Origin of the sequence: Gaetbulibacter sp. NE (genome assembly GCF_025548475.1) — a bacterium.
Taxonomy (GTDB): Bacteria; Bacteroidota; Bacteroidia; order Flavobacteriales; family Flavobacteriaceae; genus Gaetbulibacter_B; species Gaetbulibacter_B jejuensis.
Map to the genome: position 1 here is coordinate 115,401 of NZ_JAOQHY010000007.1, position 16,526 is coordinate 131,926.

14 protein-coding genes are annotated in these 16,526 nt (G+C 32.2%); 9 read left to right on the forward strand and 5 right to left on the reverse strand.

What is annotated here, in order from left to right; all coding sequences use genetic code 11:
* Positions 1 to 4 precede the first annotated feature (4 nt).
* The gene (locus tag OD803_RS09895) at positions 5 to 1,789 is read left to right on the forward strand and encodes a 1-deoxy-D-xylulose-5-phosphate synthase (protein WP_262733288.1); all 1,785 of its coding nucleotides are present in this window, start codon (positions 5 to 7) and stop codon (positions 1,787 to 1,789) included.
* Here the strand turns inward: OD803_RS09895 and OD803_RS09900 are convergent.
* Both OD803_RS09900 and OD803_RS09905 read right to left on the reverse strand, forming a co-directional pair.
* The gene (locus tag OD803_RS09900) at positions 1,763 to 1,930 is read right to left on the reverse strand and encodes a hypothetical protein (RefSeq protein WP_161566756.1); all 168 of its coding nucleotides are present in this window, start codon (positions 1,928 to 1,930) and stop codon (positions 1,763 to 1,765) included. The two genes, OD803_RS09895 and OD803_RS09900, sit on opposite strands and share 27 nt — an antisense overlap.
* A 180-nt stretch (positions 1,931 to 2,110) precedes the next feature.
* Complete coding sequence (locus OD803_RS09905) at positions 2,111 to 3,454, reverse strand: deoxyguanosinetriphosphate triphosphohydrolase (RefSeq protein ID WP_262733289.1); 1,344 nt, start codon at positions 3,452 to 3,454, stop codon at positions 2,111 to 2,113.
* 179 nt (positions 3,455 to 3,633) lie between these two features.
* Between OD803_RS09905 and OD803_RS09910 the strand changes: the two genes are divergently transcribed.
* Together OD803_RS09910 and OD803_RS09915 are read left to right on the forward strand one after the other, a co-directional pair.
* Positions 3,634 to 6,447 (forward strand): TonB-dependent receptor, encoded by a 2,814-nt coding sequence (locus OD803_RS09910; RefSeq protein WP_262733290.1) that lies wholly within the window; start codon positions 3,634 to 3,636, stop codon positions 6,445 to 6,447.
* 52 nt (positions 6,448 to 6,499) lie between these two features.
* Complete coding sequence (locus OD803_RS09915; RefSeq protein WP_129760897.1) at positions 6,500 to 7,687, forward strand: multidrug transporter; 1,188 nt, start codon at positions 6,500 to 6,502, stop codon at positions 7,685 to 7,687.
* 73 nt (positions 7,688 to 7,760) lie between these two features.
* Here the strand turns inward: OD803_RS09915 and OD803_RS09920 are convergent, their stop codons facing one another.
* A complete protein-coding gene (locus tag OD803_RS09920) occupies positions 7,761 to 8,111 on the reverse strand; it encodes a toxin-antitoxin system YwqK family antitoxin (RefSeq protein WP_131508765.1) in 351 nt (116 codons plus the stop codon).
* Positions 8,112 to 8,411: 300 nt separating this feature from the next.
* Here OD803_RS09920 and OD803_RS09925 point away from each other — a divergent pair, with 300 nt between their 5' ends.
* Positions 8,412 to 10,712, forward strand: coding sequence for an inorganic phosphate transporter (locus OD803_RS09925; RefSeq protein WP_262733291.1), 2,301 nt, complete (start codon positions 8,412 to 8,414; stop codon positions 10,710 to 10,712).
* 1 nt (position 10,713) lies between these two features.
* On the opposite strand, the gene OD803_RS09930 is transcribed toward OD803_RS09925, so the two are convergent.
* Entirely contained in the window at positions 10,714 to 11,238 is a 525-nt protein-coding gene (locus OD803_RS09930) for an RDD family protein (RefSeq protein ID WP_262733292.1), read from the reverse strand.
* A gap of 464 nt (positions 11,239 to 11,702) precedes the next feature.
* Here OD803_RS09930 and OD803_RS09935 point away from each other — a divergent pair, with 464 nt between their 5' ends.
* Both OD803_RS09935 and OD803_RS09940 read left to right on the forward strand, forming a co-directional pair.
* The gene (locus tag OD803_RS09935) at positions 11,703 to 12,437 is read left to right on the forward strand and encodes a LytR/AlgR family response regulator transcription factor (protein WP_131508762.1); all 735 of its coding nucleotides are present in this window, start codon (positions 11,703 to 11,705) and stop codon (positions 12,435 to 12,437) included.
* Between the two features lies 1 nt (position 12,438).
* Positions 12,439 to 14,427 carry a tetratricopeptide repeat-containing sensor histidine kinase gene (locus tag OD803_RS09940; RefSeq protein WP_262733293.1) on the forward strand — a complete coding sequence of 663 codons (1,989 nt, stop codon included), beginning with the start codon at positions 12,439 to 12,441 and terminating at the stop codon, positions 14,425 to 14,427.
* 2 nt (positions 14,428 to 14,429) lie between these two features.
* Here the strand turns inward: OD803_RS09940 and OD803_RS09945 are convergent, their stop codons facing one another.
* Entirely contained in the window at positions 14,430 to 14,999 is a 570-nt protein-coding gene (locus tag OD803_RS09945) for a DUF3109 family protein (protein ID WP_262733294.1), read from the reverse strand.
* A gap of 115 nt (positions 15,000 to 15,114) precedes the next feature.
* Here OD803_RS09945 and OD803_RS09950 point away from each other — a divergent pair, with 115 nt between their 5' ends.
* Genes OD803_RS09950 through OD803_RS09960 form a run of 3 tightly spaced genes read left to right on the forward strand, consistent with a single transcriptional unit; the run spans position 15,115 to position 16,520 of the window.
* The gene (locus tag OD803_RS09950) at positions 15,115 to 15,702 is read left to right on the forward strand and encodes a MarC family protein (protein ID WP_129760890.1); all 588 of its coding nucleotides are present in this window, start codon (positions 15,115 to 15,117) and stop codon (positions 15,700 to 15,702) included.
* A 12-nt stretch (positions 15,703 to 15,714) separates the two neighbouring features.
* Entirely contained in the window at positions 15,715 to 15,918 is a 204-nt protein-coding gene (locus OD803_RS09955; RefSeq protein WP_131508760.1) for a hypothetical protein, read from the forward strand.
* Positions 15,918 to 16,520 carry an NAD(P)/FAD-dependent oxidoreductase gene (locus OD803_RS09960; RefSeq protein ID WP_262733295.1) on the forward strand — a complete coding sequence of 201 codons (603 nt, stop codon included), beginning with the start codon at positions 15,918 to 15,920 and terminating at the stop codon, positions 16,518 to 16,520. The genes OD803_RS09955 and OD803_RS09960 overlap by 1 nt, the downstream gene beginning before the upstream one ends.
* Positions 16,521 to 16,526: the final 6 nt, after the last annotated feature.

Sequence of the window (16,526 nt, forward strand, 5' to 3'; positions counted from 1 at the left end):
TATAGTGCAAAAAAGACATTTAGACCATATTAACGTTCCTAAGGATTTACGTCAATTATCAGTTGATGATTTACCTCAACTTGCCAAAGAACTGCGTGAATTTATCATTAACATTGTCGCAACTAAAGAAGGACATCTTGGTGCTAGTCTTGGTGTGGTAGAACTTACAATAGCGTTACACTACGTATTTAATACACCTGATGATATTTTGGTTTGGGATGTTGGTCATCAAGCGTATGTGCATAAAATTTTAACTGGCAGAAAAACCGTTTTTGACACCAACAGGCAATTTGGTGGTATTAGTGGGTTTCCTAAACGTAGCGAAAGTGAGTTTGACACCTTTGGTGTTGGGCATTCTTCTACATCAATATCAGCAGCTTTAGGAATGGCAATTGCATCTCAATTAAAGGATGAAAACAAACACCATATTGCAGTTATTGGTGATGCATCAATTGCAAGCGGAATGGCTTTTGAAGGTCTTAATCATGCTGGCGTAACTGATGCTAATTTGTTGGTGATTTTAAACGACAATGCTATTGGAATAGACCCAAGTGTTGGCGCTTTAAAACAGTATTTAACCAATGTAAAAAAAGGCACTCAAAAGCAAGACAATATTTTTGAAGCTCTAAACTTTAACTATTCAGGACCAATTGATGGCCATGATTTACCACTTTTAATCTCAGAACTCAACAGACTAAAAACCGTTAAAGGACCAAAGTTTCTTCATATAATAACTACTAAAGGAAAAGGGTTAAAGCAAGCTGAAAACGATCAAGTAAAATATCATGCTCCTGGAAAGTTCAATGCTAAAACAGGAGAACTGATTGTTAAATCGGGTTCTAGCCAACCACCTAAATTTCAGGATGTATTTGGATTAACTATTGTTGAGCTTGCAAAAAACAATAAAAACATAATTGGGATTACTCCTGCGATGCCTACTGGAAGTTCTTTAAAATACATGATGAAAGAATTTCCTAAACGTGCTTTTGACGTTGGTATTGCCGAACAACATGCAGTAACTTTTGCTGCTGGTTTGGTTACCCAAGGATTTACTGTATTTTGTAATATCTATTCTACATTTTTACAACGTGCTTACGACCAAGTAATACACGATGTTGCCACTCAAAATCTTCCAGTCATTTTTTGCTTGGACAGAGCAGGATTGGTTGGTGAAGATGGAGCGACACATCATGGTGTTTTTGATTTGGCTTACTTACGATGTATCCCTAATTTAATTGTTTTTGCACCTAGAAACGAAATTGAACTACGCAATATTATGTACACTGCGCAATTAGGTTTAGACCATCCAATTGCCATAAGGTATCCTAGAGGACGAGGTAGTGTAATAGATTGGAAAACCCCTTTTGAAGCTTTACAAATAGGTAAAGGTATTCAACTAAAAGAAGGTAAAGACGTTGCTGTTTTAAGTATTGGTTCTATTTACAAAAACGTTGAAAATGCTATTGAAAACTGCAAGTATACTGATACAATTGCTCATTTTGATATGCGTTTTGTAAAACCACTTGACGAGAGTTTATTGCATCATATTTTTAAAACATTTAAAGCTGTAATAACAGTTGAAGACGGAACAGTAGTTGGTGGCTTTGGTAGTGCAGTTTTAGAGTTTAAGTCAAAATATGATTACTCAGCAAAAACAGAAGTTGTTGGTATTCCTGATGAATTTATTCAACATGGAACTGTTGACCAATTACAAAAGGTTTCTAAAATGGATGTAGATAGCTTGGTTAAAACTATTGAAGAGCTATTCCTCAGTATCAGTAGTAGCTAAATCTGGTTGCTGATCTACATTGTACATATCAATGTTTTGTACATGCTGTGAATTTTTGCTTTTAGAGATATCGTCTATCATTAGCAAAAACGCTACTGTTACAAAAAATATAACTATCGCACCTAATAGATTTTTTTTCATCTTAGTAGATTTATGGGATTGTGTTAACAAATATAACAAATCATCGTTAAAATACAAATTTTATCGACGAAATGCAATTATTTAATTTCCCATCTATACTCTCAAAGTTCAGGCTTAATTCAACCACTTTAAAAAAAAACAGTTGAAAATTATCAACATTTATATTAACAATTTGAGTATTTATAGGTGATTACCTTTAAGTTTTCTATAGGTTAAAATTGCATTACTGTCAGAAAGTTTTGAAATATAATTACATACAGCCATTAGGCAACTGTAAAAATTATCATCATTCAAATTAACAGTTTTTGGTAATGATTTTAAAACTAAACTATTAAAACTAGAAAGTGAATTATTCAATTTATGGTCGACTGCATCAGTATATACACTCAATAACTGATTTAGGACTTCATAACCCGAAATTTCTTTATCAATCACCTCTTCAGACTGGTAAACATTTGAAATGCTTATTTGAATAATATCCTTTATTTGAGCCTTGTATTTGCTCAAATCCAATAAGGCTTTGGAAAATGTTCCATCCAAAATAGCTTCTTCATTTTCAATAAACAATTCAACAGCTTCATTAATTAGCGTATTAATGGCTAAAGCTCTTAAATAACTAACTCTATCTTGTGTGGTCGTTAATTCGTGATATTTTGAAGTGTTAATTGAGCCTCTAACAAGATTAATAAGATACTCAAGCGCATATTCTTCTTGTATTAACCCAAGATTGATACCATCTTCAAAATCAATAATAGTGTAGCAAATATCATCAGCAGCTTCAACCAAGTAAGTTAGTGGATGTCTACTAAAACTAATATCATTATCATTACCTCGCTTTACAAGACCTAGTTCTTTAACAACATCTAAAAAAACTGATTTTTCACTTTGAAAAAAGCCATATTTTTTATCAGCAATATGAGTTGTTGGCTTTTTAGGTAGTGACTCTTTAGGGTATTTTATAAAAGCACCTAAGGTTGCATAGCTCAACCTTAAACCTCCTTCTCTACCTGGTCTACTCTCGGTTAATATTTTAAAGCCATTGGCATTTCCTTCAAAGTCACATAAATCTTGATACTCTTTTTGCGTAAGTTTATCTTTAAACTTTACACCTTTACCTGTTTTAAAAAACTCTCCTATACTTTTTTCTCCAGAATGTCCAAAAGGCGGATTACCAATATCATGCGCTAAAGCAGCTGCTGCAACAATAGCTCCAAAATCATTTGCTTGATAACCATGAATATTTTGTAAATAAGGATGCTTCTCTATTAACCTTTGTCCTGCCTTTCTACCTAAAGACCTACCCACGACACTTACCTCTAAACTGTGCGTTAAACGAGTATGAACAAAATCGGTTTTAGAAAGTGGAATAACTTGAGTTTTGTCTTGAAGACTTCTAAACTCTGAAGAAAATATAACCCTATCATAATCAACCTCAAAACCTAATCTAGTCTCATCCTGCTCCTTTCTTAGCCTTTTATTAGTATCACCAAATCGTTTTAAAGAGAGTAACTGTTCCCAATTCATAACAAAATATTAAGTGCTCGCAAGATAGCTAATTCAATGTTAATTTAATGTTTAGAGAAACTCAAAAAATCAAGGTTTGGTAACATTTAAATAACTTTTTTATTACCAATGTTTAACTTCTGATTAACCTTGTCTTTACAGTTCAACAGTTTCTTTGCAGCATCAATTTAATTACAATAATGAGAGCATTTACATTACTATTAGTATTTATAATTTCTTCATTCGCTTATAGCCAAAACACAGGCTCTATAGTAGGGAAAATAACCGATAAAGATTACAACAACGAACCTTTAGCATTTGCCAATGTACTTATTAAAGGAACAACTACTGGAACTACTTCAGACTTTGATGGTTTGTATAGTTTTAATGAGATGGATCCAGGGAAATACACCTTAGTATTTAGTTTTGTGGGTTATGAAACTCAAGAAATAGAAGTTGAAGTGGTTGCTGGAAAAGTAACTGAAATCAATGTTCCAATGGGTGCCAATGCTGCTGCATTAGACGAAATTGTAATTAAAACTACTACAAAAAGAGAAAGTGAAGTTGCTTTACTTTTAGACCAGAAAAAAGCCACTGAAATAAAACAAAGTATTGGTGCTGATGAGCTATCAAGAAAAGGTGTTGGCGATGCAGCAGGAGCTGTAGCCCAAATTTCTGGTGTATCCAAACAAGAAGGATCAAGCAACGTTTATGTTCGTGGTTTAGGTGACAGATACCTTAATACAACTATGAATGGGCTTTCGTTACCATCAAACGATGTTAATAAAAAGAATATTGACCTAAACTTATTCTCTTCAGATATTATTGAAAATGTATCTATAAGTAAAGCTTACTCTAGTAAATATTATGGTGATTTTTCTGCTGGTAATGTAGATATCACTTCAAAAAACTACAAAGGAAAAAGCATGTTTGAAATTTTTGGAGGCACTGGTTTTAACACTAATGCTATTGATAAAGATTTTGTACGTAGCGAAGGTACAGGTTACTTTGGTTATTATGGAAGATATGATCACAATCCTTTTGCTGTAATATTATCTCACGGAATTGATCCAGAAAGTGCTGGCACTCCTTTAAATGTTAATTATGGTGCGTCTTTAGGTAGATCATTTGAATTTAACAACGGTTCTAGATTAAGTGTATTTTTAACAGGGTCGTTTGAAAACGGTTACGAGTACAGAAAAGGAAAAGCTGTAGACTATACACTTGTTGAAAAGAAGGCTTTTGATGAGTCAGAAGAATTTGAATACTCTACCACAACAACAGCTATGGCTAATGTTAACTTTAGAGTAGATGACAACAACACATTTAAATACAATTCATTATTTATTAATAACTCATCTGATGAAGTAGGTTATTTTGGTATTGACGGTAATGGACGTAGTAGAGATGCTATATTAAATACAGATGAAGGGTTTTATCAAATGAATGTTCAATTTGACCAAACTCAAATTTTTGTTAACCAACTTTTAGGTGAACATACTTCAGGTAAATTTGATTTGGATTGGGGATTAGGATATAACGTAGTATACTCTAAACAACCAGACAGAAAGCGTATAACATTAGAAAACTACCAATACGCTTTAGATAACGACCCTGCAACTAACCCTACTTTTTACAGTAACGTAGATTTTGACAACCAACGTTATTTTCAAAATATAGAAGATGAAGAGTATAATGGTCGTATTAACTTAGCTTACAACGCTAATGACAACCTAAAATTCAACTTTGGTTACAACGGAAGAAACAAAACAAGAACTTTCAACAACATTCGTTACGGTTATGATATCATTGATTCAGACTACGCTGTAACTGACGTTAATAATTTTAATGATATTTTCTCTTTAGAGAACATGCACATAAACGAAGGTTCTAATGGTGTTTATGAGATAAAAGTTATTAATACAATACCTACTCTATCAAACACTAACAGACCTGGATTACCTGAAAACACCTACAGAGGAGATCTAAGTATTTATGCTGGTTATGTTGATGCTGAAATTAAAGCTGGCGAAAAATGGTTGTTCATTCCAGGTGTTAGACTAGAATCTTTTGAGCAAAAAATTGCATTTGATGTTATTAACTTAGGTACCCAAGGAAATGCTGAAATAACATCTTACCAAAACTTCTTTTTACCAAGTTTAAACATTAAATACGCATTAAACGAAGACTCTAACTTACGTTTTTCTGCAAGTCAAACAGCTTCAATTCCGGAGTTTAAAGAGGTTGCTCCATTTGTATACGAAGATATTTCAACTCGTATTGGAGGTAACCCAGACTTATTAGACGAAGGCTATTCAAAAATATTCAACATAGACTTAAAATATGAGTGGTTCTTTAGTAAAAGTGAATTATTCTCTGTAGCTGCATTTGCTAAACAAATAAATGACCCTGTGAACTTAGTAGTAGGTGCTGATGCTACTGGAACTCAACGTTACTTTAGAACCGGTGAAAAAGCAGAGGTATATGGTGTTGAAGTGGAATTAAGAAAGAACTTAATTGTTAACGAAGATGAAGATTCTGAATTATCTTTTGGTGTTAACGCAACTTACATGCATACCAAACAAGACCTTTACTCTCAAATAGATGGAGACTTTTATGATGTAAGTTTCCAATCTTCTGAAGAAGAGCTACAAGGAGCATCACCATTTATTGTAAATGCAGATATTAACTACGCACCTACAATTAGTGAAAACTACAAACCAGTTGCCAACTTAGTATTCAATTATTTTGCTGATAGAATTGACGCTTTAGGATCAGGACAATTAGGAAACGTAATTGAGAAAGGTGTTCCAACTTTAGATTTTGTTTGGAAAAACACTATCAAGAAAAACTTTGAAGTTAACCTAAGCGCAAAAAACCTTTTAAACCCAAGTATCAAATATGTTAGAGAAACATCTTTAGGTGATATTGTAGTAAACTCTGCTAATGGAAAAGGAGTTTCAGATTACAAAAGAGGTATGAATCTAAGCTTACAACTTAAATATAAATTTTAAACACAAATAAATCTTTTTAAACATTTTAAAAATTAAATTAAACTCAGGAACAATGAAAAATAACTTAATTTTAGGATTAGCAATTATTACGATGCTATTCTCTTGTACTACCGATGATACTTCAGATATCATAATAAACGACAATAGCGTTATCAATAATGGCGGAAATGGTGGCGGAAATGGTGACGATGAATGTCAAGTTATCGCTGCAGCTCAGTACTCTTCAGATGTTGTATTAGAAGCAAACCAATGCTACATCATTAACGGTCCAGTAATTATGGCTGAAGGTAGTAGCCTTATCATTAATGAAGGTGTAACTATTTATGCTGAAGCTGAAGGAGCTGATGTTTATGTTGCTATCTCTCAAGGTGCTAAAATTTTTGCAAACGGTACAGCTACAAACCCAATTGTATTTACATCTAACGCTGCTGCTCCTGCTGCAGGTGATTGGGGAGGATTAATTGTTTTAGGTAAAGCTCCAATTAACTCTGTAACTGGTAATGCAACTTCAACTTCTGAAATCGCAAGTTTACCATTTGGTGGTACTGAAGATGCTGACAACTCTGGTGTTATTCGTTATGTTCGTGTTGAATATGGTGGTGGTGCTGCTGATGGTCAATCAGAAAACAACGGATTCTCTTTTTATGGTGTAGGAAACGGTACAACAGTTGAGTACATCCAAACTTATATTGGTAAAGATGATGGTATCGAGTTCTTTGGTGGTACTGTAAATGTTAGCTATATCTCTATGATTGGATGTGAAGACGATTCTATAGACTGGACTGAAGGTTATACAGGAACAATCACTAATGCTTATGTTGAGCATCTTGCTAGCCACGATAAAGGTATTGAAGCTGATGGTTACAACACAGATTTTAGTAACGAAGGTGGTTATTTCTCTAAACCAACAGTAAACAACTTAACAATTATTGGTCTTGGTTCTACAACTGGTAACGAAGCTATCCGTTTAAGAGCAGGCACACAAGGTATCTTCAACAATGTTTTAATTCAAGGTTTTGAAGAAGGTTTTGATCTTGATGGAGACCAAGGAGACAACCCAACTGGTGCTGGAGTATTAAGTGGAGATCTTTCAGTTACTAATGTTACTTTCACTGATGTAGTAACTAAACTAAAAAATGACACTGGTGAAACTTTTGGTGAAGCAGATTTCATTTCTGGTGATGGTAATGGTACTGGTACTGATTATGCTACTTGGGGAGCAGGTTGGACTCACCAATAAAAACATATCAACTATAAATCAAAAAGGCACTCTTTTCAGAGTGCCTTTTTGATTTAATTTAATAAGGATCAACTTAATTTCTTATAGCTACATCAGTAGATTGTTTCCACTCTTGTACACTAGCAATTTTAGAATCTTTGTAGTCTACTTCTTTTAGTGTATCATCTACCCAAAAAAACCATTTACCAGATTTTTGACCATTGTTATAATTACCAACAGCAACTTTATTACCTTTTAAATCGTAACTTGTCCAAACACCATGCAATTCACCCTTAGCATTAAAAGTTCCTTCTTGTTCAACATTACCATTATCATGATAATAAGTAACCATAGTTAAATCTCCTTTTTTTTCTACCTTAGCATCTACCTGAGCAAAACTTAAACTAGACACCAACATCAATACAACTAATACTATATTTTTCATGTTACTTTGGGTTTCAATTAATGATTATGTAACAAATATAAAGATATATTTACAATTTTAAAACATTTTGGTAACACTTACGTAACATTAAATTAATATTGAAATTATAAAGCCCTGATTTACAATTGTTTATTTTTTTAAAAAATTAAAAATTTAACATTGGAAGTTCACATTTCATAATAAAAACAATAGCTAACCTACTTCTATAATATATGTTAGTTAAAAAGAACATAACATTTTGGTAACATTTCGTTCAATTTAAAACAAGAAATTTGCTAATTAAATTTTGACTCTTTCTTAATGGAAAATATTTATATCTACATGTTGGTCGCTTTAGCTTTTTTAGCAATAGCTGACCTTGTAGTTGGTGTTAGTAATGATGCTGTTAACTTTTTAAACTCTGCTATAGGTTCTAAAGCAATTACGTTTAAAACTATAATGATAGTCGCTAGTCTTGGTGTTGCTCTTGGAGCGTTATCATCTAGCGGAATGATGGAAGTTGCAAGAAAGGGTATCTTTAATCCTGGGCAATTTATGTTTGATGAAATCATGGTCATTTTTATGGCTGTAATGATTACAGATATTCTTTTGCTAGATTTCTTTAATACACTTGGGTTACCTACTTCAACTACTGTATCTATTGTATTTGAATTATTAGGAGCTTCGGTTTGTGTAGCTTTACTTAAAATAAATGCTGATGACACTCAAAGCATTCTAGATCTTGGGACATATATCAATAACGAGAAAGCTATTGAAATCATATTGGGTATTTTGCTCTCAGTAGTTATAGCATTTAGTGTAGGTGCACTAATTCAGTTCATATCAAGAATTTTATTATCGTTTAAATTCGAATCTAAACCAAGTTGGTACGGAGCTGTATTTAGTGGGTTTGCAGTAACTTCAATACTTTATTTCATAATAATAAAAGGTTTAAAAAGTGCAACATTTATGAGTGGTAACTTTTTAGACTTAGTACAAGAAAACACTCTTGCTTTTTTAGGCATCAACCTTATTGCTTGGTCTTTAATATCAATGGTTGTTATCTCTGCATTTAAAACCAATATTTACAAAATGATTATCATCATAGGAACTTTTGCGTTAGCTATGGCTTTTGCTGGTAACGACCTTGTAAACTTTATTGGTGTTCCTATTGCTGCTTTTGACTCTTTCAATAAATGGTCTGCTAGTGGTATTTTGCCTACTGAATTCAGTATGGGCTCTTTAGCTGAAAAGGTTAAAACTGAACCTTACCTTTTACTTATTGCTGGATTAGTAATGGTGCTTACCTTATGGTTTTCTAGTAAGGCAAAGGCTGTTGTAAAAACATCAGTAGATTTATCTCGTCAAGATGATGTAAAAGAGCGTTTTGAACCAAACTTTTTATCGCGTAGTATCGTTAGAGGAAGTATTGCTATATCAAGTAGCTTCAATAGTCTTCTTTCTGCTTCTGCTAAAGAAAAAATTGAAAAACAGTTTGTTAAACCTGTACTTTCTTATACCTCATCTAAAGAAGATGCACCAGCTTTTGACCTTGTAAGAGCATCAGTAAACCTTATGGTTGCTAGTGTACTTATTTCTATAGCAACATCTATGAAATTACCTTTATCAACTACTTATGTAACATTTATGGTTGCAATGGGTACATCATTAGCTGATAGAGCTTGGGGAAGTGAAAGTGCTGTTTACAGAGTTGCTGGAGTTTTAAATGTTATTGGTGGTTGGTTCTTAACTGCTTTGTGCGCATTTACTGCTGCTGCTATTATGGCTGTAATATTATTTTACGGAAAAGGTTATGCGCTATCTGCATTATTAACTATTGCCATAATTCTTCTTGTAAAAAACTATTTAAACCACAGAAAAAAATCTTTATCAATTAAAGAAACTGATAGTTTAAATAAAGCTGAAAGCAGCTCGCTACAAGGCGTTATCGTTGAAAGCGCTGGTAACATTTCAAACGTTATTAAAAGAGGAAATAAAATATATACTGGTGCAATTAATGGTTTAGCTACTCAAAACTTAAACGCACTTAAAAAGAATAAAAAGAATATTGAAAAACTATCTTCTGAGATTGAGGATTTAAGAGATAACATCTTCTATTTTATTAAAAATCTTGAAGACCCAAGTGTTAATGCGAGTAATTTTTACATCAATATTTTAAGCTACTTGCAAGATATGGCACAATCTTTAGAATACATTTCTAAGGTAAGCCACAAACACATTAACAACAATCACAAAAAGCTTAAGTTTAGTCAAATAAAGGAACTTAAAGAGGTTGATGACCTAATTCAACGTTTATTTGATGATACAAAAACTTCATTTGACTCCGAAACTTTTGAAGAAATTGGCAAAGTGCTTAACAATAAAAAAGTGATTTTTGATACGCTTACCCAAAAAATTCAAAAGCAAGTGGAGCGTACTAGAACTGAAGAATCGAGTCCTAAAAACACGACACTTTATTTCAGCATTCTATTAGAAACTAAAGACTTACTTACAGCTACTATGAATTTACTAGAAGAGTATTATCAGGCTTATGACGATACCGTTGTACCTGCAACTATAGCTGTAAACAAAAACAAATCTAAATCGTCTGAAGAAGAGTAGTTTACTCGATTAGAGTATTACCAATAGCTTCAAGGTTAATTTCGGTTTGCTTTTTAGTTTCAAATTTATCAATGTCAACAACATAAGTTTTTGAGATAGAATCGTGCCATCCTTTACCATTTGTTCCCAAAAAGGATAACATATCAAAAGGAATTAATCTGCACAGGCTTCTTATAAAAGCATCTTTCAACGTTATAGGCTCAGCGTCAATTTTAATGACTTTTGTTCTTGTTACATATTTACCTAATGTTCTTTCGGTATACCCTTCCATTAAGGTGTAATAGATAAGTAATAGTAAATAAGTAAAAACGTAGTCCATTACTGTAGACATTCCATTAAACCAATCACTCAATGCATAATTTCCTGTGAACTCCCCTAAATAGTAAAACCCATAAGACAGTCCATATATAACTGCGTATTGTGGCACTAAATCTATAAGATGGTTAACAAAACGCTTGCCTTTGCTTGCTAGTAAGTCTTCAGTAATTTCCATAGGTATGATTTGTTTTTGTTGAGCTATGTACATATTGCGATTTAACCAAAAATAATACGAGAAAACTTACAAAACAAAAAAGAGAGCCTAGACAAGCTCTCTTTTTCCCCAATAATTAACTAAACTAACTAAAACTTTTTATTTAAATTAAAAGGATAGTCACCTTAAACCCTGTGGAAAATATAAAAGTCAGGAATAAACCTGACTTTTATTTGTTGATTAATAGCATTTAATCAGATAAGTGAATCCCCACGATCACTTTATATTTTGGTTAGGTTTCTATAAAATTTGTTACATCAAATATCTATAAATAAAATTGGTTTGTAAATTAGGTTTGTATAAATGGTTATGAAAATTGTATAGTTGGTAAGTAGGAATTTGATTTATTTTGTCAAAAACGCATTATTTAACGTTAATATTTAACATATTACACAAAAACACTGTCAAACCACACATATATTTAAAGTTGCAGATAATATATTGTTATATTTGATATTATGATAAAAGCTGTAATAGTTGATGATGAGCCAAAAGCTATTCAAAGTTTATCTTGGGAATTAACTAATTTTAGTAATGAGATAGAAATTACAAAAACGTTCTCTGACCCTGAAGTTGCCCTAGAATACTTAGAATACAATACTCCTGATTGTTTGTTTTTAGACATTCAAATGCCAGCAATGGATGGATTTCAATTTTTAGACAAGTTACAACACAAGGATTTTGCTGTTGTAATCACTACAGCATATAATGAATATGCCATTAAAGCTTTAAAACACGAAGCTATAGATTATCTTTTAAAACCAATAGACTCTGATGATCTTCAAGACACAATAAAAAAAATCAAAAAGTTTAATTCCAGACTTTTAAATTCATCAAAAATCGAAAAGGCTCTCATAAACTTTAATGCTAAATTTGACCAAAAAAAGATTACCATTAATACCGATGGCAAACTCATATTCGTTACTCTTGATGATATTTTATTTGTTGAATCTGATGGAAATTATAGCACTATATTTTTAGCCGATGGACAAAAAATTGTAGCTACAAAAAAATTAAAAGAAGTCAACGAAATTTTACCAGAACATTACTTTTTTAGAATACACAACTCTTTTATTATTAACCTTAATAAGATAAAAGAGTTTATAAAAAATGAAGGCTATGTTGTTATGCAATCTAACCACAAAATACCTGTAGCCAGACAACGTAAATCTGATTTTTTAGAAAAATTATAGCATGCACAATTTATTGGCAAATACAACTTACAGTAAAAAAGCTCTAGTCATTTTCTTGTTACTATGCGTTAATTGCATAGGTATTTTAAGTATAAGCGCTCAAAACAATAAAAGCACAGACTTTAAAGTCTTACTTGAAAATGTTTTAGACACAAAACCTAACTCTTACACTGTTTTAGACTCTATATTTTATAGAACCAAGTACGACAGCATTAATATGAAAGAGCTAGTCTCTAAGTCTAAAAAACTTGAATATCTTGAAGGTGAAAGCTATGGACTAAATGCACTAGGAACTATATACCGAAATGTCTCGCTATATGATAAAGCAATAGAAACTCATTTAAAATCAAAAGAAATTGCTGTAGAAGCAAAAAATCAAGAGCTAGAAGTTATCAATCTAAACATGCTAGGTGTTGTGTATCGTAGGATGGACTTAGTAAAACCTGCTTTAGATTATCATAAAAAAGCGTTGGATATTGCAAACTCGTTCAAAAACCCAACACAAGAAATGAAACACAGTATTGCTGTATCACAAAATAGTATGGGTAATATTTATTTAGCGTTAAAACAATACGATTTGGCAATTGCTCAGTTTAGTAAATCTCTAGTTTTTGAAACCGAAGCTAATAATAAGTTAGGACTAGCCATAAACTATCAAAATATTGGATATGCTAAAGAAGCCAAGGGCAACTTAGAAGACGCTTTAAAAGATTACCAAACTTCATTACAGTATAACAACGAAATAGACTCCGAAATAGGACGCGTAATTTGCTTTAATAGTATAGGGAAAATCTACATCAAACAAGGTAAATATAACGATGCTAAAACCATACTTGAAGATGCTCTGGAAAAAGCACTTCAGGTTGGAGACCAATTTTATATTGCTTCGTCTTACACCAACTTAGGTTGGGCTCAAATAGAGTTAAATTTAGATACTGAAGCTGAAGACAACTTAAAAAAAGCATTAAAAGTTGGAGAAACTTACGGATTAAAATCTGCAGTAGTTGAAGCCAATGAACATTTGTCTGATTTATACACCAAAAAAGGAGACTATAAAACTGCTATGCAGCATTACAAAACCTCTATAGAGCTTGAAGAAACCATCTCAAACGAAAGAAACCTACAGTATGTTAATGATATTATTGTTCAGTATGAAAACGAAATAAAAAACAATCAAATTCGTGCGCTTGCTAGCGAAAATGAAATGGTAAAATCCAAGCTTGAGAAAAACAAAAAAATATTTTGGTACACACTAGTAGGCCTAATACTTGTTGCTGGAGTTATAATTACACTTAACAGACAACGACAACTAGAGCAAGAAAAACAAATTTTAACCTTAGAGCAAGATATGTTAAGGAGTCAAATGAACCCTCATTTTATCTTTAATTCTCTAAACTCAATAAAGCTCTATATTATAAACAACGAAAAAGAAAACGCTGTTTACTACCTAAACAAATTCTCAAAGCTTATTAGAAAAATACTCATTGCTTCAACCGAAAAGGAAATTTCTTTAGAAGACGAGTTGGACACTATGAGGCTTTACATGAATATTGAAAACATTCGTTTTTCTAACGAAATCAATTTTAAAATTCATATTGACGACACTATAAATACTGCAAGTGTAAAAGTACCTTCAATGATTTTTCAACCTTTTTTAGAAAATGCACTTTGGCATGGGTTATCTACAAAAAAGGATAATAAAAAAATTGACCTTTATGTTACAAAATCCTCAAATGATTATGTAACTGTTACTATTTCTGATAATGGAATAGGTAGAAAAGAATCTGAAAAAATTAATAAGAGTAAACTATTAAAACGAAAATCGGTAGGTATTGCTATAACAAAAGCACGATTATCAAACTTTTCAAAAGGATATACCAGTCAGTACAAATTAAAGATTGATGATCTTTATGACAACCAACAAAAACCTGTTGGTACAAAAGTAATTATTGATATCCCTATACAAACTCAAGCTTTAAGAACTGCTTAAAACTATCTGTTTTGTTTTTGAGCTACTTTTTCGAGCTCCATATACCAATCTTCTCCAAACTTTCGTATTAGTGCTTCTTTTACGAATTTATATATAGGAACCTGAAGTTCTTTTCCCAACGTACACGCATCATCACAAATGTGCCATCTATTATAATTAACTGCTGAAAACTCGCTGTAGTCTTTAACTCTAATAGGATATAAATGACAAGACACTGGTTTTTTCCAGTTGACTTCTCCTTGGTTGTAAGCTTCTTCAATAGCACAAAGTGCAGTTCCTTTTTTATCAAAAATAACATAAGCACAATCAGCGCCATCAATTAAAGGCGTTTCAAACTCACCATCTTCTGTGGTAATAAAAGTACCTTGTTCTTCTATTGACGCAATCCCTTCTTTTCTTAAAAAAGGCTTTACTTTAGGATAAATATCTTCTAGAATTTTTGTCTCATCTTCCTCCAATGGAGCTCCTGCATCACCATCAATACAACACGCACCTTTGCATGCCGAAAGGTTACAAACAAAGTCGTTTTCTATAATATCTTCTGAAACTATGGTTTTTCCTAACTGAAACATGCAGCAAATATAGGTTATATTCAGCATAAAAAAAGCAAATAAACTTTACTGTTATTTAATAGCATATTTCATTTATAATTACCGAAATTTGCAAAAAATTTAAAACCCTATTCTGATGCAATTCGATGTTAAAGAAATATTTACGGCTTTTATGGTATTATTTGCTGTAATAGATATTATTGGTAATATTCCTATCATTATCGACTTACGTAAAAAAGTAGGTCATATTCAAAGTGAAAAGGCTTCAATAATTGCTGGTATTATAATGATTATGTTTTTGTTTTTAGGAAAAACAATTCTGTCATTAATTGGTGTTGGTGTTAACTCATTTGCAGTAGCTGGTGCCTTTATTTTATTCTTTATTGCCTTAGAAATGATTTTGGGTATCACTTTATACAAAGAAGATGAAAACACTGCTATGACAGCTTCGGTGTTCCCTTTGGCGTTTCCGCTAATTGCAGGACCAGGTAGTTTAACCACACTGCTTTCTTTGCGTGCTGAATATAGAATTGAAAATATTATAATTGCTGTAGTACTAAATGTAATTATTATATTTATAGTATTAAAAACCTCTTCTAAAATTGAGCGTTTAATTGGCCAAAACGGAATTAATATTATCCGTAAGGTGTTTGGTGTTGTATTATTAGCAATCGCTGTAAAACTCTTTGCTCACAACATTAAAGCGCTGTTTGAAGTTGTTTAAAACTTATATTAAATGAAAATTTTCACCATAATAGTAACTGTTATTGCTATTGCATTAATAATTTTTAATATCACTCAAGTAGATGTTAATGCTCCTTTTGAAGGACAAAGTGTTATTGCTCTTATCACTATTTTAACCTCACTTTGCGCAATTGTTTTGTTACAAATATTGAGAACCTCAAAATTAATTGAGAAAAAAACTAAAGAGAATAAATAATGTTTGACACTTTAATTATTGGAGGTGGAGCAGCAGGTATGTCTTGTGCATTAGTGTTAGGTTCTGCTAAATTAAAGCCCTACGCTGAAGACAAAAAAATAGGTATTATTGTGCATCAAAAAGCGTCTCATTTACAAAACGCTTTATTTTATAATGTACTTGGTTTAGCCGAAGGCACTACAGGAGAAGCTATTCTAGAAAATGGTAAAATGCATTTAGCATCTCGTTATCCTCATGTTGAACAGATAGACAACGAAAAAGTTTTAGAGATTTCTAAAACTGACAACTATTTTACTGTTACTACCAATAAAAGTAGTTATCAATCTAAAACTGTGGTTGTAGCTGTTGGCTACACTAATCTTTTATCTATTAAAGGATTAGAAAACTATGTAGAACCTCACCCAAGAGCTGCTATAGAAAAAGACCGTATTTGGCTTAAAAACGATGATCATTTAATAGAAGAAGGTTTGTATGTTGCTGGCACATTAGCTGGTTGGAGAAGTCAATTCGCCATAGCATCAGGTAGTGGTGCACAAGTAGCAACTGATATTCTTACGTTATGGAATAATGGCAAACAAAGCCATGTGCATGATAAGGTTTAGAAGGAA

Excerpts from the sequence above, each read along its gene's own strand:
- OD803_RS09900 (WP_161566756.1), bottom strand. The coding sequence starts at position 1,930 with ATGAAAAAAAATCTATTAGGTGCGATAGTTATATTTTTTGTAACAGTA.
- OD803_RS09905 (WP_262733289.1), bottom strand. The coding sequence starts at position 3,454 with ATGAATTGGGAACAGTTACTCTCTTTAAAACGATTTGGTGATACTAAT.
- OD803_RS09910 (WP_262733290.1), top strand. The coding sequence starts at position 3,634 with ATGAGAGCATTTACATTACTATTAGTATTTATAATTTCTTCATTCGCT.
- OD803_RS09915 (WP_129760897.1), top strand. The coding sequence starts at position 6,500 with ATGAAAAATAACTTAATTTTAGGATTAGCAATTATTACGATGCTATTC.
- OD803_RS09920 (WP_131508765.1), bottom strand. The coding sequence starts at position 8,111 with ATGAAAAATATAGTATTAGTTGTATTGATGTTGGTGTCTAGTTTAAGT.
- OD803_RS09925 (WP_262733291.1), top strand. The coding sequence starts at position 8,412 with ATGGAAAATATTTATATCTACATGTTGGTCGCTTTAGCTTTTTTAGCA.
- OD803_RS09930 (WP_262733292.1), bottom strand. The coding sequence starts at position 11,238 with ATGTACATAGCTCAACAAAAACAAATCATACCTATGGAAATTACTGAA.
- OD803_RS09935 (WP_131508762.1), top strand. The coding sequence starts at position 11,703 with ATGATAAAAGCTGTAATAGTTGATGATGAGCCAAAAGCTATTCAAAGT.
- OD803_RS09940 (WP_262733293.1), top strand. The coding sequence starts at position 12,439 with ATGCACAATTTATTGGCAAATACAACTTACAGTAAAAAAGCTCTAGTC.
- OD803_RS09945 (WP_262733294.1), bottom strand. The coding sequence starts at position 14,999 with ATGTTTCAGTTAGGAAAAACCATAGTTTCAGAAGATATTATAGAAAAC.
- OD803_RS09950 (WP_129760890.1), top strand. The coding sequence starts at position 15,115 with ATGCAATTCGATGTTAAAGAAATATTTACGGCTTTTATGGTATTATTT.
- OD803_RS09955 (WP_131508760.1), top strand. The coding sequence starts at position 15,715 with ATGAAAATTTTCACCATAATAGTAACTGTTATTGCTATTGCATTAATA.
- OD803_RS09960 (WP_262733295.1), top strand. The coding sequence starts at position 15,918 with ATGTTTGACACTTTAATTATTGGAGGTGGAGCAGCAGGTATGTCTTGT.